This window comes from Leclercia sp. W6 (assembly GCF_003336345.1).
Taxonomy (GTDB): domain Bacteria; phylum Pseudomonadota; class Gammaproteobacteria; order Enterobacterales; family Enterobacteriaceae; genus Enterobacter.
Map to the genome: position 1 here is coordinate 179,213 of NZ_CP031104.1, position 25,103 is coordinate 204,315.

Consider the following 25,103-nt stretch of genomic DNA (forward strand, 5'->3'; position numbering starts at 1 on the left):
AACTCACTTACTTAATGTTATGTATAATAATTAGTTTATTTACGCCATTGATAATTAGCACAAAAGTAGGGTTAAAAAATGTGAATCTTATTTATCGAAATTACTATTTTTGATTTAAGTCAAATGTCACTCGCCGTTGGTAACTAAAATCTTTATTCCTTTTCGTGTAATCGTTATTTCGTCTGCACGGCAACAGCGTCAGGTTGGATGCCTGTCTGAACTACCCCTGGACGAGCGGGTTTACTATGGCATCTATGACTATTTTCTCTTTATACAAAAAATACAAAGATCACTGGTGGGCGCTGCCGTTGCTTCTGCCGATCGTGCTGCTGCCCATTGCGCGCTTAGCCACTACCTACACCCAGGTTCAGGGGAGTCTGGTGGTGCTCTATTATATGCCGCTGGCGTTGTTACTTGCCTTTATGCTGTTTTATGGGATGGCGGCAGTGCCTGGCATTATGGTTGCGCTCTTCCTGCACTATTATCCCTCGATTGGCGGCTACGAAACGGCCATTGCCATTGCGCATTTCCTGATCCCTATCTCCCTCAGTTGGGGGGGATATCGGGTCTTTACACCCCGACGTAATATGACCGCCTATGGCGACCCACGGCTTATCGCGCAGCGGATGTTCTGGCAGATGTTCTGCCCGGCCACGCTTTTCCTGCTGCTGTTTCAGTTCGCGGTTTACCTCGGCGTTTACCAGACGCGGTTTGACCTGGCCGGTATCAGTACCCCCGGGATCCGCTCGCTGATTAACTATCAGGGGTTAATGGTTGGCTGCCTGACGGGGGTGCCGTTCTGCTATGTGATCATCCGTATCCTCCGTCATCCCCGCTATCTGCGCAGCCTGATATCGCAGATGAGGGGCCAGATAGACCGTAAAGTGTCGCTGACAGAAGTCGTCATCTGGGTGCTGATCAACAGCGCATTACTGGCCTTGCTGTTATGGCCGATCAACGAAAACAGCAGCATCTTCAGTACCAACTACACGCTGTCGCTGCTGATGCCGGTTATGCTGTGGGGTTCGATGCGTTTCGGTTATAAGCTGATGTCCCTGATCTGGACGCCAGTGCTGATCGTCTCTATTCACTATTTTTACCGCTACATCCCCTGGTCACAGGGATACGATATCCAGCTCACCATTACCTCCTCCAGTTATCTGGTCTTTACCTTCGTGGTGGTCTATATGGCGGTGCTGGCGACCCGACAGCGGGCCATCAATATCCGCGCCAGACGGCTGGCGTTTCTCGACCCGGTGGTGCATATGCCGAACCTGCGGGCGCTTAACCGCGCGCTGGGCAAAAAGCCCTGGTCGGTGCTCTGTTTCTTGCGCATCCCTGAGCTGGAAGTGCTGGGGCGTAACTATGGGGTATTGCTGCGTATTCAGTACAAACAGAAGCTGGCCGCCTGGCTGAGCGACTCTCTGCAGCCGGACGAGTGCGTATATCAGATGTCGGGTCACGATCTGGTGTTGCGGCTGGATACCGAGTCACATCAGTCCCGCATTGAAGAGTTGGATCTGCACATCAAACGTTTCCGCTTCCTCTGGGACGGCATGCCGCTTCAGCCGCAGGTAGGGGTTAGCTACTGCTATGTGCGCTCCCCGGTGGTACATCTCTATCTGCTGTTGGGTGAACTGGGTACCATTGCCGATCTCTCTCTGGCGACCAACCACCCGGAAAACCTGCAGCAGCGGGGCGCAATCAATCTGCAACGCGGTTTGAAAGACAAAGTCGCGATGATGAATCGCGTGCAGCGGGCGCTGGAAAAAGATGAGTTTACCCTTCTGGCGCAGCCCGTACAGGGCATACGCGGCGATAGCTATCACGAGATACTGCTCCGTCTGCAAAATGGTGATGCCGGGCTGATCTCGCCCGATATTTTCCTGCCCGTTGCCCAGGAGTTTGGCCTTTCGTCGCGAATTGATCTGCTGGTGCTGGAGAAGACGCTTAAATTTATGGCGGAGAACCGCGAAGCGCTGCCGGGGCAGCGGTTTGCCATCAACCTTTCGCCAACCTCTATCTGCCGGGCCCAGCTGCCGCTTGAGGTCAGCCGGATGTTGCAAAAATATGCCATTGAGAGCTGGCAACTGATCTTCGAGATCACCGAAAGCAGCAGTTTTGGCAACGCCGGGCTGGCAATGCAGACCGTGAATCATCTGCAGCAGATGGGGTGCCGGATTGCCATTGATGATTTTGGTACCGGCTACGCCAGCTATGCGCGGCTGAAAAATGTGAATGCCGATATCCTGAAAATCGACGGCAGCTTTATTCGTAACATCGTCAGCAATAGCCTGGACTACCAGATTGTCGCCTCAATTTGTCATCTTGCGCGGATGAAAAAGATGCTGGTGGTGGCGGAGTATGTCGAAAGCGAAGAGATCCGCCACGCCGCTGAAGAACTGGGCATTGACTATTTCCAGGGCTATTTGATTGGCAAACCCGTGCCGCTGGAGAGTCTGCTTAGGGTTGAGGCGCTCGGTATGAGCGCCTGACGGGAGGATTACGCGGCGACGTGCGGGGAGTGCTCTTCTTCAATTTTCAGGCACCAACCGGTGACGGCACTCCAGTACTGTTGCTCTTTTTCCAGATCCAGCAAGACCAGCGCGTTCTGGCTAAACCAGTCATGCGGGAAACTTAGCGTCCAGTGGTTATCGTCCGTGGTGAGCGTCAGCGTTGGTGGCGTCGTGGTCGCCTGGCGCTGGTTATTGAGCAACACGCCCAGACGTAACAGCTGGATCAGCGGCAGGAATTGTTTTTTCTTGAACAGCGTAAAGCGCGGCAATTCGTCCAGCTTAACGGCTTTACGATGATAGCGCACCAGCGAGGCCATCATGGTCTGCTGCTCCTGGTTGAAGCCAGGCAGGTCGCTGTGTTGCAGAATGTAGGCCGAATGACGGTGCATCCCGCTGTGGTTGATATTGAGCCCCACTTCATGCAACATCGCCGCCCATTTGAGCAGAGCCGCCAGCTGCGGATGCGCCAGTTTCGGGTTCTGGACTTCCCACTGATCATACATTTGGGTCGTGGTTTCCAGCACGCGTCTGGCCTGTTCGCGGTCAATATTGTACTGGTTGGCCAGGCTTTGCGCGGTGCGGCTGCGAATATCCTGATGACGGAAACGGCCTTCCATCTCATACAGCACGCCTTCGCGCAGCGCGCCGTCGGAAAGACGCAGCTCACGAATGGCCAGCGCATCGAACACGCCGCACAGGATCGCCAGACCCGGCACAAATACCGCTTTTCGCTCTTCGGAGAGACCCGGCAGGCTCAGGGCGGTAAAGCTTTTATGCTTGAGCACCTCTTCCATCAGCCTGGTCAGACGCTCAGGGGTAATAAAGCCATCTTTTTCGCCCATCTCCACCAGTACTTCGTGTGCCGCTTTGATCGTACCCGAGGCGCCAAGCGCCACGTTCCAGCCCTGCAGACGGTATTGCCAGGCGAGGGACTCCAGCTTCTGTACTGCGGCCATGCGTGCGCGCTGGAAGTTCTCCCGGCTGATAGTCCCGCCCGGGAAATAGAGTTGGGCAAAGCTGACACAGCCCATCCGGCGGCTTTCAACCAGGTGCGGTTCAAAGTTTTCGCCGATCACCAGCTCCGTCGAGCCGCCGCCAATATCAATCACCAGCTTGCGGCCTTTTTCGGGTTGCGTATGCTCCACACCCATAAAAATCAGACGGGCTTCTTCGTTACCCGAAATGATTTCAATAGGGTAGGGGATCACCTTTTCCGCGCGCTTTAAAAACTCCGTCGCGTTCGCGGCCTGGCGCAGGGTATGCGTTCCGACAATGCAGACGCTCGACGGGGTGAAGCCCTGCAGGCGTTCGGCAAACAGCGACAGGCAGTTCAGCCCGCGCTCCATCGCCTCTTCGCTGAGCATATTGTCCGCACCCAGGCCGTCAGCCAGGTGGACGCGCTGCTTCAGACGACCGATGATCTGCATTGCGCCATCCACCTCACGGGCGATGACCATGTGGAAGCTGTTAGAACCAAGGTCGACCGCAGCAAACTCCTGCGGTCGTGGGGTCTTATCGTTTATCGGCATAGGTTAATCGGGTTGCTCGAGTGATTTGATATAGTCGTAAATCGCCAGCTGTGCCCGTACTTTACGGCGATTGCCGCGCGGCACATAGCGGTTACTCAGTTCTTTATCGACATAACGTGCTTTTACAGTATCACTTAACAACAGGTCGATAATATCAAGAATTTGTTGCTTCAGCCGCGGATCGAGCAGCGGTGCCGCCACTTCGATTCGGTAATCGATGTTTCGCGTCATCCAGTCGGCGGAAGAGAGGTAGACGCGTTTATCGCCACCGTTCTCAAAAATATAGATCCGATCGTGCTCAAGATAGCGATCGACGATGCTGATGACGCGAATATTTTCACTGATGCCCTCAAGATCGGGGATCAGCGAGCACATGCCGCGGATCAGCAGATTAACCTGAACTCCCGAACTGGAGGCGGCATACAGGCGATCCACCAGCCCTTTATCGACCAGGTTGTTGAGCTTCAGCGTAATGCCGGCTGGCTGGCCGTTTTGCGCGTTGGCGATCTCGCGGTCGATCATGTCATACAGCAGGCGACGGGAGTTCTGCGGGGAGACCAGCAGATAGTCGAAGCTGACCGGGCGATACGGGTTTTCGATAAAGTTAAATACCCGACGCACCTCGTTGGTGATCCGTGCATCGGCAGTAAGCAGCGAGTAGTCGGTATAGATGCGCGCAGTTTTCTCGTTGAAGTTACCGGTGCCGATGTGAGCATAACGTACCACGTCATCGCCCTCTTTACGGGAGATGAGGAACAGCTTGGCGTGGATCTTCAGCCCTGGGGCCGAGAAGATCACGTGCACGCCCGCTTCGGTCAGACGACGGGCCCAGTGGATATTGGCCTCTTCATCGAAACGCGCCTGCAACTCCACCACCACGGTCACTTTTTTGCCGTTGTGGGCAGCGTGGATCATCGCATCGATGATGCGGGAATCTTTCGCCACGCGGTAGATGTTGATTTTAATCGCCAGCACGTTGGGGTCGAACGAGGCCTGGCGCATCAGCTCCAGCACGTGCTCAAAGGTATGGTACGGATAGTAGAGCAGGACATCGCGCTCGCGAATGGCGTCGAAGCCGTTGCGGAACTTATCAAACCAGATATGGCGCAGGCGCGGCAGCGGCTTGTTCACCAGGTTGGCTTTGCCGACGTTCGGGAAGCCGATAAAGTCTTTGAAGTTGTGATAGCGACCGCCCGGCACGATGGAGTCGTAGCGGGAGATGGTCAGCTTTTCGCGCAGCATATCGACCATGGCATCGGGCATATCGCGCTGATACACAAAGCGCACCGGCTCCGCCGTCAGACGCTGCTTGAGGCTGGAGGACATCAGCTCCATCAGGCTGGCCTCCATCTCGTGCACCAGGTCGTACTCGGCATCGCGGGTCATCTTCATGGAATAGGCGTTCAGGGCGTCGTAATCGAAGAAGCCTTTGAAGATGTCGTCCAGGCAGTAGCGCAGGATGTTATCCAGCAGGATCATCGGCTTGCGGCGGCGCGGCGTCTCCGGCGGCAGGTTGACGAAGCGCGGCACTTTGTCTGACGGGATCTCCAGCAGCGCATAGCGGATGCTGTCGCCGCGGATAATCTCTACCGCCAGGTAGGTGTAGTCATCTTTCAGGAACTGCACCAGATCGGTTTCGCGGTTAATCAGAATCGGGGTGATGTGCTGGCGCAGATACTGTTTGAAATAGTGACGCAGCCAGCTCTGCTGGTTAACCGAGAGTTGTCGCTCGTTAATCAGGAAGATTTGATTGCGTGCCATCTCCAGCAGCAGTTCGTTATACAGACTGTCAAATTCCTGGTCGGCTTTCAGCACCCGGGACTGGATCTTGCCAAGCAGATGACGCGAATTCGAGTTTAAACCCTGCTCTTCGCTAATGATGATTCGACGCTTCAGTTCAGCAAAGCGAACTTTATAGAACTCGTCCAGGTTATTGGAGTAAATCCCCAGAAAACGCATGCGCTCAATCAGCGGGTTACTTTTGTCGGCCGCTTCCTGAAGCACGCGCTCGTTGAATGCTAACCAGCTTAGCTCTTTCTCGATGTATAACTTTTCCTGACCCATTACTACTCACACTCCAGTTCAATCACAGGACGTGGTAAATCCGTCTCGCCTTTATTATGGCGAGCATTTCCACTATATGTCCAACTGTGTCAGAAAAGTATGACAGTTAAATTTTTTCTTGAGGGATAATAGAGAGTTGGCGGGGCAAAAGGTGCTGTAGGCCGGGTAAGCGATAGCGCCACCCGGCAAAAGTTTACTCTTCCGCCGCGTGACCTTGCGGGGGTAACGGCGCGCCATCCAGCCAGGCGGCGCCGTCGCGCATTTCAAGACGGCCATCAACGAACCAGCTCACCACCAGCGGGTAGATAGCGTGCTCCTGGGTCTGCACCCGGGCGGTCACATCCTCTTCGCTGTCGCCTTCAAACACCGGCACTTTCGCCTGCAGGATCACCGGGCCACCGTCCAGTTCGTCGGTAACGAAATGGACCGAGGTGCCGTGCTCCTGGTCGCCATTGTCCAGCACCTGACGGTGGGTATTCAGGCCAGGATATTTTGGCAGCAGGGAAGGGTGGATATTCAGCAGGCGTCCGGCATAGTGCGCCACAAACGCCGGGCTAAGGATCCGCATATAGCCAGCCAGCACTACCACGTCCGGGGCATAGGCGTCGATCTCCTGCACCAGCTCGCGGTCAAAGGCCTCGCGGCTGGCAAACTGGGCGGCGCTGAGTGCATGCGCGGCAATGCCCGCGTCGCGGGCACGCTCAAGGCCGTATGCATCGGCCTTGTTACTGAATACTGCGCGGAGGGTGCCGTTGATCTTCTTCTGTTTGCAGGCATCGATGATAGCCTGCAAATTACTTCCGTTACCGGAAATGAGCACCACTATATTTTTCATTCAATGACCACACGCTGTTCGGAATCAGACGCTTTGATGATACCGATTTTCCACGCGTTTTCACCTTTCGCCTGCAGCAGCGCCAGAGCCTTGTCCACTTCGCTTGCCGGCAGGGCGATAACCATCCCCACGCCGCAGTTGAAGGTGCGATACATCTCGTGATCGCTGACGTTACCGGCATCCTGCAACCAGTTGAATACCGCTGGCCACTGCCAGGAGGATTCATCGATCACCGCCTGAGTGTTATCCGGCAGCACGCGCGGAATATTTTCCCAGAAGCCGCCGCCGGTCAGGTGGGCAATCGCGTGAACGTCCACGTTCTCAATCAGCTCCAGAATGGATTTCACATAGATGCGGGTCGGTTCGAGCAGGTGATCCGCCAGCGGTTTGCCTTCCAGCTCGGTGGTCAGCGGGTCGCAGCCGCTCACTTCAACAATTTTACGCACCAGGGAGTAGCCGTTAGAGTGCGGGCCACTGGAGCCCAGCGCAATCAGCACGTCGCCGTCGGCCACTTTGCTGCCGTCAATGATCTCTGATTTTTCGACAACGCCCACGCAGAAGCCAGCAACGTCGTAATCGTCGCCGTGGTACATGCCCGGCATTTCAGCGGTTTCACCGCCCACCAGCGCACAGCCTGACTGCAGACAGCCTTCTGCGATACCGCTGATGACGCTGGCTGCGGTGTCGACGTCCAGCTTGCCGGTCGCGTAGTAGTCGAGGAAGAACAGCGGCTCAGCGCCCTGAACCACCAGGTCGTTCACGCACATCGCAACCAGGTCAACGCCGATGGTGTCGTGGCGTTTCAGATCCATCGCCAGACGCAGCTTGGTGCCCACGCCGTCGGTGCCTGAGACCAGAACCGGTTCACGGTATTTTTGCGGCAGCGCGCACAGGGCGCCGAATCCTCCCAGCCCACCCATCACTTCCGGGCGGCGGGTTTTTTTAACTACCCCTTTGATACGGTCAACCAGCGCATTACCTGCGTCAATATCTACACCGGCATCTTTGTAGCTGAGAGAAGTTTTGTTGGTCACGGCTCAAGTCCCCACGCGATTGCATTGCGATATAAGAAAAATCGGCGCAATTCTAACAGTCCAGGCAAACGTTTGCGAGCCCATTCTGCAACAGAAAATCGTGCGCCTGAAAATCGAGTAAAAATCGCCTCTTAGCGTACAAACTTGAACCTGTTCACGAAAATGAAACCGGGTACATTCTTATTCTTGCAACCCTGCCAGTGAATGCACATCATTTCACTGAAACCGGTTTCTGTACTCTTTTTTGCCGATAATTAACGCTGAATGAGGGATATCGCATGTCAGGATTTAAAGAGGGTTTTCTGTGGGGCGGCGCGGTGGCGGCGCATCAACTTGAAGGCGGCTGGCAGGAGGGCGGGAAGGGCACGAGCGTGGCAGACGTGATGACCGCTGGCGCCCACGGCGTCCCCCGCGAAATTACCGACGGCGTACTGCCGGGCAAAAACTACCCCAACCATGAAGCCATCGATTTCTATCACCGGTATAAAGATGACATCCAGCTCTTCGCGGAAATGGGCTTTAAATGTTTCCGCACCTCCATTGCCTGGACGCGTATTTTCCCGAAAGGCGATGAACAGCAACCCAATGAGGCAGGGCTCCAGTTTTACGACGATCTGTTTGATGAGTGCCTGAAGCATGGCATCGAGCCGGTGATTACCCTGTCGCACTTCGAAATGCCTTATCACCTGGTGAAAGAGTACGGCGGCTGGCGTAACCGCAAACTGATCGACTTCTTTGTGCGCTTTGCCAGCGTGGTGTTCGAGCGCTATCAGCACAAAGTGAAGTACTGGATGACCTTTAACGAGATCAACAACCAGGCCAACTTCCACGAAGATTTCGCCCCGTTTACCAACTCCGGGCTGAAGTACCAGCCGGGTGAGGATCGTGAGCCGGTGATGTTCCAGGCGGCGCACTATGAACTGGTGGCCAGCGCCCTGGCGGTAAAAGCCGGACGCGACATCAACCCGTCGCTGAAAATTGGCTGTATGATCGCCATGTGTCCGATCTATCCCCTGACCTGCGCCCCGAACGACATGATGATGGCGATGAACGCCATGCACCGCCGTTACTGGTTCACCGATGTACACGTGCGCGGCGCCTATCCGCAACACCTGCTGAACTACTTTGCCCGTCGCGGTTTTGCGCTGGATATCACCGAAGAGGATAAAGCGGCGTTGAAGCAGGGCTGCGTGGATTACATCGGCTTCAGCTACTACATGTCGTTTGCCACCAAAGCCACAGAGGACAACCCGCAGCTCGACTACGACGAAAGCAAAAGCCTGGTCTCCAACCCCTATGTGCAGAAATCGGACTGGGGCTGGCAGATTGATCCGGTGGGGCTGCGTTACTCCCTGAACTGGTTCTGGGATCACTACCAGCTGCCGCTGTTTATTGTCGAGAACGGGTTTGGCGCCATCGACGTGCTGGAGAGCGACGGTACGGTCAATGACCAGTACCGCATTGACTATCTCAGCGCCCATATCCGTGAGATGAAAAAAGCGGTGGTGGAAGATGGCGTGGATCTGATGGGTTACACCCCGTGGGGCTGTATCGATCTGGTCTCTGCCGGAACGGGCGAGATGAAAAAACGCTATGGCTTTATCTATGTCGATAAAGACAACGAAGGCAACGGCACGCTGAATCGCAGCAAGAAAAAGTCGTTCGCCTGGTATCAGAAGGTGATCGCCAGCAACGGCGAGTCGCTTTAAACACCACTGCCGGGTGGCGGCTTCGTCTTACCCGGCCTACAAAACCGTAGGCCCGTGCAAGCGCAGCGCCGCCGGGCGAAAACCCGTACAAAAGCCGGCGATCCCCCGCCGGTTTTTTTTGTCTCTTTTATACTCTCTGACAGCCTCTAATTCACTTTGGTTGATCCCGGTCAAGCAAGATGGGTATGGCGCTATCCAAAAAAAGCGGTATAATCCGGCGATTTTTTTTGTGGCTGCCACCCGAAGGAGAAAGAGAATGAAGATTGTGGAAGTGAAACACCCACTCGTTAAACACAAGCTGGGCCTGATGCGTGAGCATGACATCAGCACTAAGCGCTTTCGTGAACTCGCCTCTGAAGTTGGCAGCTTACTGACCTATGAAGCAACTTCCGATCTGGAAACCGAAACTGTGACCATTGAAGGCTGGAACGGCCCGGTACAGGTTGAGCAGATCAAAGGCAAAAAAATTACCGTTGTGCCAATCCTGCGTGCGGGTCTGGGCATGATGGAAGGCGTGCTGGAGCACGTTCCGAGCGCGCGTATCAGCGTGGTCGGTATCTACCGTAACGAAGAGACGCTGGAGCCGGTGCCTTATTTCCAGAAGCTGGTCTCCAACATCGACGAGCGTATGGCGCTGGTCGTTGACCCGATGCTGGCCACCGGTGGTTCGATGATCGCCACGATCGATCTGCTGAAAAACGCCGGCTGCAGCAGCATCAAGGTGCTGGTACTGGTTGCCGCGCCGGAAGGCATCGCCGCGCTGGAAAAAGCGCACCCGGACGTTGAGCTGTACACCGCCTCTGTCGATCAGGGCCTGAACGAGCACGGATACATCATCCCGGGCCTCGGCGATGCCGGCGATAAGATTTTTGGTACTAAATAAGTGAATAACGAAAAAGAAGCCGACTTTGATAGTCGGCTTTTTTTTGAATAAAAAACCCAACCGCTTAAAACAAACAACACTTGAGGAAGATTCTATGACGCGCCGTGCTATCGGGGTGAGTGAAAGACCGCCACTTTTACAGACAATCCCGCTTAGTTTGCAGCACCTGTTTGCGATGTTTGGTGCAACCGTGCTGGTGCCCATTCTGTTCCACATTAACCCGGCCACCGTGCTGCTGTTTAACGGCATCGGTACGCTGCTTTATCTCTTTATTTGTAAAGGTAAGATCCCGGCCTACCTGGGCTCCAGCTTTGCCTTTATCTCCCCGGTCTTGCTGTTGCTGCCGTTAGGCTATGAAGTGGCGCTGGGTGGTTTCATTATGTGCGGCGTGCTGTTCTGTCTGGTGGCTTTCATTGTGAAGAAAGCGGGGACCGGCTGGCTGGATGTGATGTTCCCCCCTGCGGCGATGGGCGCAATCGTTGCCGTCATCGGTCTTGAGCTGGCCGGTGTGGCGGCGAACATGGCGGGTCTGCTGCCTGCAGACGGGCAATCCCCGGATACTAAAACCATTACTATCTCGCTGGTAACCCTGGGCGTGACGGTCTTTGGCTCCGTGTTGTTCCGTGGTTTTATGGCAATTATCCCGATCCTGATCGGCGTACTGGCAGGCTATGCGCTCTCCTTCGCGATGGGCGTTGTGGATACCACCCCGATTGCGCAGGCCCACTGGTTCGCGCTGCCAACCTTCTACACCCCGCGCTTTGAGTGGTTTGCCATCTTCACCATTCTGCCTGCGGCGCTGGTGGTGATTGCCGAGCACGTCGGTCACCTGGTGGTCACGGCCAATATCGTCAAGCGCGACCTGATCCGCGACCCGGGTCTGCACCGCTCGATGTTTGCCAACGGCTTCTCAACCATCATCTCCGGTTTCTTCGGCTCCACGCCAAACACCACCTACGGCGAAAACATCGGCGTGATGGCCATTACTCGTGTGTACAGCACCTGGGTTATCGGCGGCGCGGCGATTTTCGCCATCCTGCTCTCCTGCGTCGGTAAGCTGGCGGCAGCGATCCAGATCATTCCGGTTCCGGTCATGGGCGGGGTCTCTTTGCTGCTGTACGGGGTGATCGGCGCTTCCGGTATTCGCGTTCTGATCGACTCAAAAGTTGACTACAGCAAAGCGCAAAACCTGATCCTGACCTCGGTGATCCTGATTATCGGCGTCAGCGGTGCCAAGGTGCACATTGGCGCAGCCGAGCTGAAAGGCATGGCGCTGGCGACCATCGTTGGTATCGGTCTGGCCCTGATCTTCAAGCTGATCTCCGTTCTGCGCCCGGAAGAGGTGGTGCTGGACGCCGAAGAGAGCGAAAAAGTCTCGCATTGATCCTGCAACCGGGCGGCCGATCCGCCCGGTTCTCTCCCCGCTTGTTCCGTGTTAAACTCTGGGCCGATTCCGAGTAAGACCTGGTTGAGGTATTTCTGAACGCACCGGCACAGCTCTCTTTGCCACTCTATCTTCCCGACGACGAAACTTTCGCGAGTTTCTGGCCGGGTGATAACCCCTCTTTACTGGCTGCACTGCAAAACGTGTTGCGCCAGGAGCACAGCGGTTACATCTATATTTGGTCACGCGAAGGTGCAGGGCGCAGCCATCTGCTTCACGCCGCCTGTGCTGAACTTTCTCAGCGCGGGGATGCGGTCGGCTATGTGCCGCTGGATAAACGCACCTGGTTTGTGCCGGAGGTGCTCGATGGGATGGAACAGCTGTCGCTGGTTTGCATCGACAATATCGAATGCGTGGCGGGGGATGAGCTGTGGGAAATGGCGATTTTCAATCTCTATAACCGCATTCTGGAGTCCGGAAAGACCCGGCTGCTGATTACCGGCGATCGACCGCCGCGTCAGTTAAATCTCGGGCTGGCCGATCTGGCCTCGCGTCTCGACTGGGGACAAATCTACAAATTACAGCCGCTTTCCGATGAAGATAAACTGCAGGCTTTGCAGCTGCGAGCGCGGTTACGGGGATTTGAACTGCCGGAAGATGTGGGACGTTTTCTGCTAAAACGTTTAGATCGCGAGATGCGTACGCTGTTTATGACCCTCGATCAGCTGGATAAGGCATCCATCACTGCCCAGCGGAAACTTACCATTCCTTTTGTGAAAGACATTCTCAATCTATAGGCCCGGCGCACGCGCTACCGGGCCAATCCTGCTTACTTCACAATCTCAAGCACCTGCTCAGGCGGGCGTCCAATCCGGGCCTGGCCGTTGGCCACCACAATCGGGCGCTCAATCAGCTTCGGATGCTCTACCATCGCCTGAATTAACGCCTCTTCACTCAGCGCGCTGTCTGCCAGACCCAACTCTCTGTAAAGCTCCTCTTTCTGGCGCATTAACGCTCTGGCGCTGGTCATTCCCAGTTGGGCAAGCAGCGTGCGGAGGGTGTCGGCATCCGGCGGCGTATCCAGATAGAGCACCACCTGCGGCTCAACGCCGTTGGCTTTCAACAGGGTCAGGGTTTCGCGGCTCTTTGAGCAGCGAGGGTTATGGTAGATCGTAACCGCGTCAGACATCTTTTCTCCTTTTACATCTTTTCATACGCGCGATAGCGCTGCTGCAGCTGGCGCAACTGATCGATACGGGCATCGTAACGGGCCTGTTGCAGGCTGCCGAGTTTCACCTGCGAGCTGGCGCTGCTCAGCAGGGAGATGGCCTGATCCAGACGTCCGGCCAGGGCATAACCTTCGGCGCGGGCTGCCAGCTCCTGATCGCGATGGCCGAGCGCGGCTTCCGCCTGGGCCAGCAGATCCCAGCCGTTAGGATCATCTTTATTATTGAAGGTGTAGCGGTTGAGAATGGGCGCGGCTTCCTGCGGCTGTCCACCCTGTAAGTAAGCATTCGCCAGGTTGAGCTGCAGGACCGGGTTATTGCGCAGGTCACGGGCGCCTTTCAGACGGTTGATCGCATCCTGGGCTTTTTTCTGCCCTAAGTCGATGTCGGTGGCCAGATCAAGATACCAGGCATTGTTGGCCTCTGCGGTCAGCAGCGGCTGCAGGTTCTTGCGGGCCTCGTCATAATTGCTGGCCTCCATCGCCTGTAAGGCACGGCCATACCGGGCAGCGCGCTGTTCACGCACGTTGCCTTTGTTCAGGGCATCCAGCAGATCGTTGGTCAACTGGTTGCGCCCCGAGTTGTACATGCCGAGGGTTCTGACCTTCGCCATATAGAAATCTTCTGAGGACTGCACCACCACCGGACGCATCTGGTTGGCACGGTTGCGGGCATCCGAGAGACGACTTTCCGGCAGGGGGTGAGTCAGCAGAATTTCCGGCGGACGCGAGGAGTAGCGCGCCCGGTCGAGTAACTTTTCGAGGAAGTTCGGCATCGCCTGCGGGTCGAACCCGGAGCGTTGTAGTACCTGAATACCGATGCGGTCCGCTTCCTGTTCATTCTGCTGGGTAAAGCTGATCATCCCCTGACGGGTTCCCGCCAGGGTACCGGTCAGCGCAGCCATACCCGCTTGCGGGCTCGCCATCGCCAGCAGGATAGAGCCTAGTGCGCCCACCCAGGTCAGCGGGGCGCTGCGCTTCTGATCTTCCATCGCGCGCGCCAGGTGACGCTGGGTGACGTGAGAAATTTCGTGCGCCATTACCGAGGCCAGCTGGCTTTCGTTGTCGGCATAGCGGAATAACGCCGAGTGCAGCACCACGTTGCCGCCGAAGAAGGCGAAGGCGTTTATCTCGTCGTTATTGATCAAATAGAAGAGGAAAGGGGTCTTTACCGAATCCGCGTGGGAGACAAGGCGCATCCCCAGCGAATTGATGTACTGCACCAGCAATGGATCGTTGATCAGCGGCGCACTGCCGCGCAGTTGGCGCACGTAGAAATCGCCCATTTGCATCTCCTGACCAATGGAGAGCGTGCTTCCTGCCGAGGTGCCCATATCCGGCAATGCGTCTGCAGAGTCAGCGAAGGCTGGCATCATCTGGCCAGCGGTCAGCGCAGCGATGAGCGTCGCAACCAACGTTTTTTTCAACTGCCTGAACATAACCTCTGTCCTGTCTGGTGGGTGTGCTAATTTGACCGAAGAACCCGCATATCGTTCATCTGCGGCTGCTCTGCAAGTGTATGCGCCTCAGGGCGATAAGAAAATCCCTCTTTTCAGGCTTTTGCGTTTTGTGACGGAGCAAGAAAAAGCGAAAGTCTTTTCATTAACTCTTCGATACAATTCACCCTTTACGTTCCGCCAATATCTTCAGGGAAGGGTTGAATGCTCGAGTTATTAATGCAGTGGTACCGCCGTCGCTTTAGCGACCCCGAGGCCATTGCTTTACTGGTTATTCTGGTTGCCGGTTTTGGCATCCTCTTCTTCTTTAGCGGACTGCTGGCGCCGCTACTGGTGGCGATCGTGCTCGCCTATTTACTGGAGTGGCCTACCGTCCGGCTGGAAAATATTGGCTGTTCCCGCCGCTGGGCCAGCATCATCGTGCTGGTCTTTTTTGTCGGCATCCTGATGGTGATGTCCTTTGTAGTATTGCCGATCGCTTGGCAGCAGGGGATCAATCTCATCCGCGATATGCCGGGGATGCTCAGCAAACTCTCAGACTTTGCCGCCACCCTGCCGCGCCGCTATCCGGCCCTGATGGATGCGGGCATCATCGATGCCATGGCCGAGAACATGCGCACCCGCATCATGACGATGGGGGATACGGTGGTGAAATTCTCCCTCGCGTCGCTGGTGGGCCTGCTGACGCTGGCGGTCTATCTGGTGCTGGTGCCGCTGATGGTCTTCTTCCTGGTCAAGGACAAAGATCAGATGCTTAACGCGGTGCGTCGCGTCCTGCCGCGTAACCGTGGGCTGGCAGGGCAGGTGTGGAAGGAGATGAACCAGCAGATCACCAACTACATTCGTGGCAAAGTGCTGGAGATGATTGTCGTTGGGGTTGCCACCTGGATTGGCTTCTTAATCTTCGGCCTGAACTACTCGCTGCTGCTGGCGGTGCTGGTGGGCTTCTCGGTGCTGATTCCCTATATCGGGGCGTTTGTGGTCACCATTCCGGTGGTGGGCGTGGCGCTCTTCCAGTTTGGTCTGGGCACCGAGTTCTGGAGCTGTTTTGTCGTCTATCTGATTATTCAGGGGCTGGACGGAAACCTGCTGGTGCCGGTGCTGTTCTCGGAAGCGGTAAACCTGCATCCGCTCGTCATTATTCTGTCGGTGGTGATTTTTGGCGGATTATGGGGATTCTGGGGAGTCTTCTTCGCGATCCCGCTGGCAACGCTGGTCAAAGCGGTGGTGCATGCCTGGCCGGATGTGCCGGCAGTGGAGGAGTAGGCTGTTGCCCGGCGGCGCTAACGCTTGCACGGGCCTACGGGTTTTGTAGGCCGGGTAAGCGTAGCGCCACCCGGCGAAACAAGCGAAGAGCCGAATCAGGCGTTCGCTTTCACCCACTCCAGCACCACATCGTGGTGATTGCTGGTTTTGAAGTCATCAAACACGTGTTCAACTTTGCCGTCAGCGTCGATCAGGAAGCTGATGCGGTGGATACCGTCATAGGTTTTACCCATAAAGGTTTTCTCACCCCAGACGCCAAACGCGTTGCAAACCTGGTGATCTTCGTCAGAAAGCAGCGTGAAGTTAAGCAGCTCTTTTTCGGCGAAACGAGACAGTTTTTCCGGCTTGTCGGTGCTGATACCCAGCACTTCGACGCCGGCGGTTTTCAACTCGTCCATGTTATCGCGTAAGCCGCAGGCTTGTACGGTACAGCCTGGGGTCATGGCTTTCGGGTAGAAATAGACCAGTACACGCTGTCCCTGGAAGTCGGTCAAATTTACTTGCTCACCGTCTTGATCGGGCAAGCTAAATTTCGGTGCGATGTCACCGGCTTTCAGTGGATTCATTACTCAACTCCATCCTGTTCATGCTGGGAATAATTGACGACGTTAATACTGCCTTGCGCATTCAGTTCTGTACAGAGGGCTTTGAACGCTTGCTCGATATTTGAGGCATCCCGCGACGCCGGGCTGTGGGCGGTGATCTGAATAAACAGTTTCGGCACGGTGTCATCTTTGCCCGGTTGCGTCCGCGAGACCAGCTCGGCGATATTCATCTGGTGGCTGTCAAACAGGGCGGTAAAGCGTTCGATTAAATGCGGGGAGTCAGTCACTTCCACCTGGACCCAGACGGTAGCGGGCAGAGCCGGCTGCGGGCGCGCGGTGGTGCGCTTCATCACGATCAGCAGATCCAGCTCTGCGCCTTTTAACGGCAGGGTCGATTCAATCAGGGTGATCGCATTCCACGACCCGGAAAGCAGCATGATGAAAGTGAACTCTTCACCCAGCATCGCCAGGCGGCTGTCTTCGATGTTGCAGCCGCAGCTACTGACGTGGCGGGTAATGGTGTTCACGATCCCCGGCCTGTCGGCACCCAGCGCAGTAATAACCAGGTAATGTTGTGATGAGGTTGTCAAACCTGTTCTTCCTTTGCGTGGTTTAGTCTTTCTAAGGAAAGCATAAAAAAAACCGGCATACAATAACCTGGAGGTCTCACGTCGCTTGCTTTTATTACAGCACCAAACGTACCATTGAGGCTCTTGTACGCACAGAGGATGGCCCATGTTCACGGGAAGTATTGTCGCGCTTGTAACACCGATGGATGAGAAAGGTAATGTCTGCCGGTCAAGCCTGAAGAAACTGATTGATTATCATGTCGCCAGCGGAACCTCGGCGATTGTTTCGGTAGGGACTACCGGTGAATCTGCTACGTTGAGCCACGAAGAGCATGGCGAAGTGGTGTTGATGACCCTTGAACTGGCTGACGGGCGTATCCCGGTTATCGCTGGTACAGGTGCCAACGCCACGGCTGAAGCCATCAGCCTGACCCAGCGCTTCAACGATAGCGGCGTAGTAGGTTGCCTGACGGTAACCCCATACTACAACCGCCCAACCCAGGAAGGTCTGTTCCAGCATTTCAAAGCCATCGCTGAACATACTGACTTGCCACAAATTCTGTATAATGTGCCGTCGCGCACTGGCTGCGATATGCTGCCAGAAACGGTAGGCCGCCTCGCGAAAGTAAAAAATATTATCGGTATTAAAGAGGCGACCGGGAACTTAAGCCGCGTTCATCAGATCAAAGAGCTGGTTTCAGACGACTTTATTCTGCTGAGTGGCGATGATGCGACCTCGCTGGACTTTATGCAGCTCGGCGGCCACGGCGTGATTTCCGTGACCTCTAACGTTGCAGCCCGCGATATGGCTGAAATGTGTAAACTGGCTGCGGCTGGTCATTTCCAGGAAGCGCGTGTGATTAACCAGCGTCTGATGCCGCTGCACAACAAATTATTTGTCGAACCCAATCCAATCCCAGTGAAATGGGCATGTAAGGAGTTGGGACTTGTAGCGACCGATACGCTGCGTCTGCCAATGACCCCGATTACCGACCACGGTCGTGAAACGGTCACTGCGGCGCTGAAGCATGCCGGTCTGCTGTAAAGTTTAGGGAGATTTGATGGCTTACTCAGTACAGAAGTCGCGCCTGGCGAAGGTTGCGGGTGTTTCGCTTGTTATGCTGCTCGCGGCCTGTAGCTCAGATTCACGCTACAAGCGCCAGGTGAGCGGTGACGAATCCTATCTGGATGCTGCGCCGCTTGCTGAACTTCATGCACCTGCTGGCATGATCCTGCCCATTCAGAATGGCGACTACAACATTCCGGTTGCCAACGGTAGCGGCGCGGTAGGCAAAGCGCTTGATATTCGTCCGCCAGCACAGCCTCTGGCGCTGGTAAGCGGGGCGCGTACTCAGTTCACCGGCGATACCGCGACGCTGCAGGTTGAGAGCGCGCGCAATGCCGAGCTGTGGCCGCAGGTGGTGAGCGTACTTCAGTCGAAGAACTACGCGATTACCCAGCGCGACGATGCCAGCCAGACGCTGACGACAGACTGGATCGAATGGAGCCGTCTGGATGAAGATCAACAGTACCGTGGGCGCTATCAAGTCTCTGTTAAACCTCAGGGTTATCAGCAGGCGGTGGTGGTTAAGCTCATCAACCTGGAGCAGGCGGGCAAACCGGTTGCCGACGCGGCATCCTTGCAGCGTTACAGCACCGAGTTGCTTAACGTGATTGCTGCGGGTCTTGATAAGAGTGCCACCGACGCGGCGAATGCTGCTCAGAACCGTAATGGTGCCACCTTCGACGTGCAGAGCGCTGCCGACGATACCGGTCTGCCAATGCTGGTGGTGCGTGGTCCGTTCAACCAGGTCTGGCAGCGTCTGCCTTCCACCCTTGAGCGTGTCGGCATGAAAGTCACCGACAGCACCCGCTCAACCGGCAGCATGACGCTCACCTACAAACCGCTCTCTGACAGCAACTGGGAAGAGCTGGGCGTACGCGATCCGGGTCTGGCTTCAGGCGATTACAAACTTCAGGTCGGCGATCTGGATAACCGTAGCAGCCTGCAGTTTATCGATCCGAAAGGCCATACGCTGACCCAGTCGCAGAATGATGCGCTGGTCGCTGTCCTTCAGGCGGCATTCAACAAGTAAAAAAAAGGGGCTGGTTAATCCAGCCCTTTTAATTTTCGTGCTACGCAAACGTGTGCGTGGCATAATATCTCCAGTTTTGAACACAAATCATCACACCAGGAGTAATGAAGATGCAGAAGCAAGCTGAGTTGTATCGTGGCAAAGCGAAAACCGTATACAGCACCGAAAACCCGGATCTGTTGGTGCTCGAGTTCCGCAATGATACGTCAGCAGGAGATGGCGCGCGCATTGAGCAGTTTGACCGTAAAGGCATGGTGAACAACAAGTTCAACCATTTCATTATGAGCAAGCTCGAAGAGGCGGGTATCCCGACGCAAATGGAAGCGTTACTGTCCGATACAGAGTGTCTGGTGAAGAAGCTGGATATGGTGCCGGTTGAATGTGTCGTCCGTAACCGCGCCGCGGGCTCCCTGGTGAAGCGTCTGGGCATCGAAGAGGGCATGGAGCTGAACCCACCGCTGTTCGACCTGTTCCTGAAAAACGACGCCATGCACGACCCGATGGTCAACGAATCTTACTGCGAAACCTTTGGCTGGGTGAGCAAAGAGAACCTCGCGCGTATGCAGGAGCTGACTTTCAAAGCCAACGACGTGCTGAAGAAGCTCTTTGACGACGCGGGCCTCATCCTGGTCGACTTCAAACTGGAATTCGGATTGTATAAAGGTGAAGTGGTGCTGGGTGATGAATTCTCCCCGGACGGCAGCCGCCTGTGGGACAAAGAGACCCTGGATAAAATGGACAAAGACCGCTTCCGCCAAAGCCTGGGCGGCCTGATTGAAGCGTACGAAGCCGTTGCTCACCGTCTGGGTGTTAAACTCGATTAATCCTGCCTTACCTGTCAGAGGAGCACAGCCTCCTCTGGCATCTCAATCCTGTTTCCTGTGGTAATCTTGCTTCGAAGCGCCTACGATCATACCTATTATCAAGATGATATTTTTCGAGGTGGGATTATGCGCTGGCAAGGGCGTCGTGAAAGTGACAATGTGGATGACAGACGCAGCAGTGGGGGCCCGTCAATGGGCGGCCCGGGATTTCGCCTGCCGGGAGGCAAGGGCGGCATTATTATTTTGCTGGTGGTCGTGGTGGCGGGCTACTACGGGGTCGACCTGAGCGGGCTGTTAACCGGGCAACCGATGCAGCAACAGCAGCAGGCAACGCGCTCCATCAGCCCGAGCGAAGACGAGGCGGCGAAATTTACATCGGTCATTCTCGCCACCACGGAAGATACCTGGGGTCAGCTGTTTGAAAAAATGGGCCGTACCTACCAGCAACCGAAGCTGGTGATGTATCGCGGCGCTACCCGCACAGGCTGCGGCACCGGACAATCGGTCATGGGGCCGTTCTACTGTCCTGCTGACGCTACCGTCTATATCGATCTCTCCTTCTACGATGACATGAAACATAAGCTGGGCGCCGACGGCGACTTTGCACAGGGCTATGTTATCGCTCATGAAGTCGGCCATCACGTGCAAAAACTGCTCGGCATCGAGCCAAAAGTGCGTCAGCTCCAGCAGAATGCCAGCGAGAGAGAGGTGAATGCCCTGTCGGTACGCATGGAGCTGCAGGCCGACTGCTTCGCCGGTGTATGGGGTCACAAGATGCAGCAGGAGGGCGTGCTGGAGGCGGGCGATCTGGAAGAGGCCCTCAACGCGGCCCACGCCATTGGCGATGACCGTTTGCAACAGCAAAGTCAGGGCCATGTCGTGCCAGACAGCTTTACGCACGGCACGTCAGAACAGCGCTATAACTGGTTCAAAAAGGGCTTTGACGGCGGCGATCCGGCACAGTGCAATACCTTCGGCAAGGCGCTGTAATCTTCAATGTCAGGGATGAATTTATCAGGCCTGCCTGAACAACTGGCGCGGGAAGGGCACCGGCGACTGCTGGTGCTGAGCGGGGATGAAACATGGACGCAGCAGCAGGCGCGGCTGTTGAAAGAGGACTATCCCGGGGAGTGGCTGTGGATTGGCGCTGATGCCCCGCAGCCGCCATCCTGCGCGCCCCAGGCGCTGCATCAGCTGCTGGGCCGTGAGTTTCTTCACGCTATCTTCGACGCCCGGCACGGCTTCGACGTCTCGGCCTTTGCTGCCGTGGCGGGCACCCTGCAAGCCGGCAGTCTACTGGTTCTACTCACCCCCGCCCTGACACAGTGGCCAAAAATTCCCGACCAGGATTCGCTGCGCTGGAGCGACAGGCCAGAGCCCATCCCTACGCCGCGCTTTATTGACCGCTTCTGCCGCCACATCCTGGGCGATCCGCAGGTGTTACGCTGGCAGCAGGGCGAGCCTTTTATGCTTACGCCAACGCCACCCGCACCCGACTGGCATCCGGCCAACGGCGAGCCCCAGAGCGAGCAGGCCGCGATACTCGACCAGCTCATTACCATGCCCGAAGGCGTCGCTGCCGTCACCGCTCCGCGCGGGCGCGGCAAGTCGGCGCTGGCGGGCATGCTGTTGCATCGCATTATGGGCAACGCCATAGTCACCGCTCCCGCCAGGGCTGCGACCGACGTCATTGCCCGTTTCGGCGGTGAGCGCTATCGCTTTATGGCTCCTGATGCGCTGCTGGCCTCGGACGAGCATGCCGACTGGTTGATCGTTGATGAGGCGGCGGCCATTCCCGGCCCGCTGCTGGAGCGGCTGGTGACGCGCTTCCCCCGGGTCCTGCTTACCACCACGGTGCAGGGCTATGAGGGCACCGGCAGGGGGTTCCTGCTGAAATTCTGCGCCCGTTTTGCCGGGCTGCGTTACTTCACCCTCTCCACCCCGGTGCGCTGGGCGGCAGGGTGCCCGCTGGAGCGCCTTATCGCGCAGGTGCTGCTGTTTGATGATGAGCCCGACGAGAGCATCCCGCTGGGGGAGATCAGCTACGCAACCCTGGAGCAGGAGGCCTGGAACCGCGCCCCTGCGCTTCCGGCGGCGGTCTATAAACTGCTTTGCGCCGCCCACTACCGGACATCCCCCCTCGATCTGCGACGCATGATGGATGCCCCCGGACAGCATTTTGCCGTCGCCCGGGCAGGGGAGAGCGTCTGCGGCGCGCTGTGGCTGGTGGAGGAGGGAGGCTTAAGCCCGGCGCTCAGCCGGGCGGTATGGGCGGGCTTCCGGCGTCCGCGCGGCAATCTGGTGGCGCAATCTTTGGCGGCACACGGGGGCTCGCCCCTGGCGGCAACGCTGAGCGCGAGACGGGTGACCCGCGTAGCCGTCCATCCTGCCCGCCAGGGCGAAGGCATTGGCCGGGCGCTGGTGGCCGCGGCCCGCCAGCAGACGAGCCTCGACTACCTTTCTGTGAGCTTTGGCTACACCGACGCGCTCTGGCGTTTCTGGCAGCGCTGCGGTTTTGTGCTGGTGCGGATGGGGAACCACCGGGAGGCCAGCAGCGGCTGCTTCACGGCGATGGCGCTCCTGCCGCTCAGCCCGGCGGGGCAGGCGCTGTGTCAGCGCGAGCATCAGCGGCTCTGTCGTGATGCCGCGGTGATTGAACGCATGAACGGAGAAAAGATCCCGGTAGAGCCCGCGGGTGAGTCTACCCTTAATGATGATGACTGGCTGGAGCTGGCCGGATTTGCTTTTGCGCATCGCCCTCTCACGGCGTCGTTTGCCAGTCTGACGCGCCTGCTGCGGTCAACGGTGCTGCCCCTGGCAGGCTTGCGGGGCAAAATCGAGCAGGACCGGGACGACGGCGCTCTGAGCCAGAGTCTGGGGCTGAACGGGCGCAAGGCGTTACTGAGTCGTCTACGCAGCGAGGCGGGCCAGGCGCTGGCGCAGCTGGACAGTCAGCGCTGTCAGGAGCTGAAGCAGACGGTTTTGCAATGGCAATTTTTTCAATAACTTCATCAGTAAACTGGCATGTTCATTCTGCCTGTCAGGCGTAGAATCCCGCTTACCCATTAAGGAGACTGCCATGAAACATGACCATTTTGTTGTCCAGAGCCCCGCTATGCCAGCCAAACAGCTTCTGCTGCTGTTTCATGGCGTTGGCGACAACCCGGTCAATATGGGGGAGATTGGCCGCTGGTTTGCGCCACTGTTTCCTGACGCGCTTGTGGTCAGCGTGGGCGCTCCGGAGCCTTGCGGCCCGAACGGCCGCCAGTGGTTTTCCGTGCAGGATGTGACCGAAGAGAGCCGTCAGGGGCGTGTGGATGCCATCATGCCCACCTTTGTCGAAACGGTGCGTTACTGGCAGCAGCAAAGCGGTGTGAAGGCGGATGCCACAGCGCTGATCGGTTTTTCCCAGGGAGCGATTATGGCGCTGGAGAGCATAAAAGCGGAGCCAGGCCTGGTCTCGCGGGTAATTGCTTTCAATGGCCGCTATGCGACCTTGCCCGGACAGGCGACCACCAGAACCACTATTCATCTGATCCACGGCGGGGAAGATCGCGTGATTGAGCTGTCCCATGCGGTTGCTGCTCAGGAGGCGCTGATCCGCGCGGGCGGTGATGTGACGCTGGATATTGTCGACGATCTGGGACACGCCATTGACGATCGCAGCATGCAGTTTGCCCTGGATCACCTGCGTTTTACCGTGCCGAAACGTTACTTCGATGAAGCGCTCAGCGGCGGCAAGCCCAATGATGACGACATCGTGGAGTTCTTTTAGCGGATAACCCTCTCCCCGCCGGGGAGAGGGAAAGGCATTACTTCTTCTGGTCTTTCTTCGGCCAGTCGTCTTCATCATCCCACTTGTCGTTAAAGTCACGATGTGGGGGGAGTTCGGGTTTGTTGGCGAGGAATTTCTTGTGGTCAACGCGCTTGAGATCCTTGATCACATTCAGCAGTACGCCTACCAGAAAAACCAGTACCAGGATCCACCAGTATTTAGCCAGCCAGTCCATTCGCTTATCCTTCTTTGGGGCAATCGTCAGGCGACGAGTTGCTCCATGATACGTTGATACATACGGGCCAGCAGTTGCAAATCAGCGGCATTCACGCATTCATTGATTTTATGAATCGTGGCATTCACCGGCCCAAGTTCGACCACCTGTGCACCCATGCGGGCAATAAAGCGTCCGTCAGAGGTACCGCCTGTGGTCAGCAGTTGCGGTTTAATTTCATTATAGTGCGCGATGGCGTTAACCACCGCATCCACCAGTTTGCCGCGCCCGGTCAGGAACGGCTGCCCGGAAAGCCACCAGTCGATGCTGTAGCGCAGCTGGTGTTTCTCCAGCAGGGCCACGACGCGGGCTTTGATCATCTCGTCCGTCAGCTCGGTGCTGAAGCGGAAGTTGAACTGCACAAAGAGATCGCTAGGGATCACGTTGTTGCTGCCGGTACCGGCCTGAATGTTGGCGATCTGCATGCTGGTCGGCGGGAAATACTCGTTGCCTTTGTCCCACTCGATCGCTACCAGCTCGTTGAGCATCGGCGCGGCGCGGTGTACCGGGTTATCGGCCAGATGCGGATAAGCCACGTGGCCCTGGACGCCGTGAATGGTCAGGTTGCAGGTGATAGAGCCGCGACGGCCATTTTTCACCACATCGCCCACCATTTCGGTGCTGGACGGCTCGCCCACGAGGCAGTAATCCAGACGTTCATTACGGGCCATCAGCGTTTCAACCACCTTCACGGTGCCGTTTTTAGCGCTGGCCTCTTCATCAGAGGTGATTAAAAACGCCAGGCGGCCTTTATGGTTCGGGTACTGCGCCACGAAACGTTCGGCGGCAACCACCATCGCTGCCAGCGATCCTTTCATATCCGCCGCGCCACGACCAAAGAGCATGCCGTCGCGGATGGTCGGTTCGAAAGGAGGATTGATCCAGCGATCGGCGTCACCGGCTGGCACCACATCGGTATGTCCGGCAAATGCCAGCGTTTCACCCTGGCCGCGCCAGGCCCAGAAATTTTGCGTATCGCCAAAATCCATCGGTTCGACGGTAAAACCAATCGCCCGCAGGCGTTCGATCATCAAAGCCTGACAACCCGCATCATCAGGGCTCAGGGAGGGGCGGCGAATAAGCTGCTGAGTCAGCTCAATGACCGGGCATGACATAGA

22 protein-coding genes are annotated in these 25,103 nt (G+C 56.7%); 12 read left to right on the forward strand and 10 right to left on the reverse strand.

The annotated features are described in order from the left end of the window. Positions 1-254 precede the first annotated feature (254 nt). Positions 255-2,495, forward strand: coding sequence for an EAL domain-containing protein (locus tag DVA43_RS00950; protein WP_114314294.1), 2,241 nt, complete (start codon positions 255-257; stop codon positions 2,493-2,495). An 8-nt stretch (positions 2,496-2,503) separates the two neighbouring features. Here DVA43_RS00950 and ppx read toward each other — a convergent pair whose 3' ends face one another. The 4 genes from ppx to purM all read right to left on the reverse strand — a co-directional run bounded on the left by ppx (position 2,504) and on the right by purM (position 7,978). Then, on the reverse strand, positions 2,504-4,045 hold the full coding sequence (gene ppx, locus DVA43_RS00955) for an exopolyphosphatase (protein WP_114314295.1): 1,542 nt from the start codon (positions 4,043-4,045) through the stop codon (positions 2,504-2,506). Between the two features lie 3 nt (positions 4,046-4,048). Next, positions 4,049-6,109 (reverse strand): polyphosphate kinase 1, encoded by a 2,061-nt coding sequence (gene ppk1, locus DVA43_RS00960; RefSeq protein WP_114314296.1) that lies wholly within the window; start codon positions 6,107-6,109, stop codon positions 4,049-4,051. Positions 6,110-6,302: 193 nt separating this feature from the next. Further along, the gene (gene purN, locus DVA43_RS00965) at positions 6,303-6,944 is read right to left on the reverse strand and encodes a phosphoribosylglycinamide formyltransferase (protein WP_114314297.1); all 642 of its coding nucleotides are present in this window, start codon (positions 6,942-6,944) and stop codon (positions 6,303-6,305) included. Further along, positions 6,941-7,978, reverse strand: a complete 1,038-nt coding sequence (gene purM / locus DVA43_RS00970; RefSeq protein WP_114314298.1) for a phosphoribosylformylglycinamidine cyclo-ligase — start codon at positions 7,976-7,978, stop codon at positions 6,941-6,943. Before purM ends, purN begins: the two co-directional genes overlap by 4 nt. Before the next feature lie 278 nt (positions 7,979-8,256). Between purM and DVA43_RS00975 the strand changes: the two genes are divergently transcribed. From DVA43_RS00975 to DVA43_RS00990, 4 genes are all read left to right on the forward strand, one after another. Further along, positions 8,257-9,687: a 6-phospho-beta-glucosidase gene (locus DVA43_RS00975; RefSeq protein ID WP_114314299.1), complete on the forward strand. Its 1,431-nt coding sequence runs from the start codon at positions 8,257-8,259 to the stop codon at positions 9,685-9,687. 256 nt (positions 9,688-9,943) lie between these two features. Further along, positions 9,944-10,570: a uracil phosphoribosyltransferase gene (upp, locus tag DVA43_RS00980; RefSeq protein WP_032613066.1), complete on the forward strand. Its 627-nt coding sequence runs from the start codon at positions 9,944-9,946 to the stop codon at positions 10,568-10,570. A gap of 94 nt (positions 10,571-10,664) precedes the next feature. Beyond that, positions 10,665-11,954 carry a uracil permease gene (uraA, locus tag DVA43_RS00985; protein WP_114314300.1) on the forward strand — a complete coding sequence of 430 codons (1,290 nt, stop codon included), beginning with the start codon at positions 10,665-10,667 and terminating at the stop codon, positions 11,952-11,954. A 95-nt stretch (positions 11,955-12,049) separates the two neighbouring features. Continuing rightward, positions 12,050-12,751 carry a DnaA inactivator Hda gene (locus DVA43_RS00990; RefSeq protein ID WP_214422612.1) on the forward strand — a complete coding sequence of 234 codons (702 nt, stop codon included), beginning with the start codon at positions 12,050-12,052 and terminating at the stop codon, positions 12,749-12,751. Positions 12,752-12,783: 32 nt separating this feature from the next. On the opposite strand, the gene arsC is transcribed toward DVA43_RS00990, so the two are convergent. Both arsC and bepA read right to left on the reverse strand, forming a co-directional pair. Continuing rightward, positions 12,784-13,143, reverse strand: coding sequence for an arsenate reductase (glutaredoxin) (gene arsC / locus DVA43_RS00995; protein WP_114314301.1), 360 nt, complete (start codon positions 13,141-13,143; stop codon positions 12,784-12,786). Positions 13,144-13,154: 11 nt separating this feature from the next. Beyond that, positions 13,155-14,618, reverse strand: coding sequence for a beta-barrel assembly-enhancing protease (bepA, locus tag DVA43_RS01000; RefSeq protein WP_114314302.1), 1,464 nt, complete (start codon positions 14,616-14,618; stop codon positions 13,155-13,157). Between the two features lie 222 nt (positions 14,619-14,840). Here bepA and DVA43_RS01005 point away from each other — a divergent pair, with 222 nt between their 5' ends. Further along, positions 14,841-15,902, forward strand: a complete 1,062-nt coding sequence (locus DVA43_RS01005; protein WP_114314303.1) for an AI-2E family transporter — start codon at positions 14,841-14,843, stop codon at positions 15,900-15,902. 95 nt (positions 15,903-15,997) lie between these two features. Here the strand turns inward: DVA43_RS01005 and bcp are convergent, their stop codons facing one another. Together bcp and DVA43_RS01015 are read right to left on the reverse strand one after the other, a co-directional pair. Beyond that, positions 15,998-16,468 carry a thioredoxin-dependent thiol peroxidase gene (gene bcp / locus DVA43_RS01010; RefSeq protein ID WP_039029687.1) on the reverse strand — a complete coding sequence of 157 codons (471 nt, stop codon included), beginning with the start codon at positions 16,466-16,468 and terminating at the stop codon, positions 15,998-16,000. Next, positions 16,468-17,037, reverse strand: coding sequence for a glycine cleavage system transcriptional repressor (locus DVA43_RS01015; protein WP_197080105.1), 570 nt, complete (start codon positions 17,035-17,037; stop codon positions 16,468-16,470). Before DVA43_RS01015 ends, bcp begins: the two co-directional genes overlap by 1 nt. A gap of 145 nt (positions 17,038-17,182) precedes the next feature. Between DVA43_RS01015 and dapA the strand changes: the two genes are divergently transcribed. The 6 genes from dapA (at position 17,183) to ypfH (ending at position 23,711) form a co-directional block, all read left to right on the forward strand. After that, the gene (dapA, locus tag DVA43_RS01020; RefSeq protein WP_103180679.1) at positions 17,183-18,061 is read left to right on the forward strand and encodes a 4-hydroxy-tetrahydrodipicolinate synthase; all 879 of its coding nucleotides are present in this window, start codon (positions 17,183-17,185) and stop codon (positions 18,059-18,061) included. Positions 18,062-18,077: 16 nt separating this feature from the next. Next, positions 18,078-19,112: an outer membrane protein assembly factor BamC gene (bamC, locus tag DVA43_RS01025; RefSeq protein ID WP_114314304.1), complete on the forward strand. Its 1,035-nt coding sequence runs from the start codon at positions 18,078-18,080 to the stop codon at positions 19,110-19,112. A gap of 110 nt (positions 19,113-19,222) precedes the next feature. Then, entirely contained in the window at positions 19,223-19,936 is a 714-nt protein-coding gene (gene purC / locus DVA43_RS01030) for a phosphoribosylaminoimidazolesuccinocarboxamide synthase (RefSeq protein WP_103180677.1), read from the forward strand. Between the two features lie 126 nt (positions 19,937-20,062). Further along, the gene (locus tag DVA43_RS01035; protein ID WP_114314305.1) at positions 20,063-20,926 is read left to right on the forward strand and encodes a neutral zinc metallopeptidase; all 864 of its coding nucleotides are present in this window, start codon (positions 20,063-20,065) and stop codon (positions 20,924-20,926) included. 15 nt (positions 20,927-20,941) lie between these two features. Further along, positions 20,942-22,942: a tRNA(Met) cytidine acetyltransferase TmcA gene (locus DVA43_RS01040; RefSeq protein ID WP_305773796.1), complete on the forward strand. Its 2,001-nt coding sequence runs from the start codon at positions 20,942-20,944 to the stop codon at positions 22,940-22,942. A gap of 73 nt (positions 22,943-23,015) precedes the next feature. Beyond that, entirely contained in the window at positions 23,016-23,711 is a 696-nt protein-coding gene (gene ypfH / locus DVA43_RS01045) for an esterase (protein ID WP_103824660.1), read from the forward strand. Between the two features lie 37 nt (positions 23,712-23,748). On the opposite strand, the gene DVA43_RS01050 is transcribed toward ypfH, so the two are convergent. Both DVA43_RS01050 and dapE read right to left on the reverse strand, forming a co-directional pair. Further along, the gene (locus DVA43_RS01050; protein WP_039029679.1) at positions 23,749-23,946 is read right to left on the reverse strand and encodes a YpfN family protein; all 198 of its coding nucleotides are present in this window, start codon (positions 23,944-23,946) and stop codon (positions 23,749-23,751) included. A 26-nt stretch (positions 23,947-23,972) separates the two neighbouring features. Then, positions 23,973-25,100: a succinyl-diaminopimelate desuccinylase gene (gene dapE, locus DVA43_RS01055; RefSeq protein ID WP_114314307.1), complete on the reverse strand. Its 1,128-nt coding sequence runs from the start codon at positions 25,098-25,100 to the stop codon at positions 23,973-23,975. Positions 25,101-25,103 lie beyond the last annotated feature (3 nt).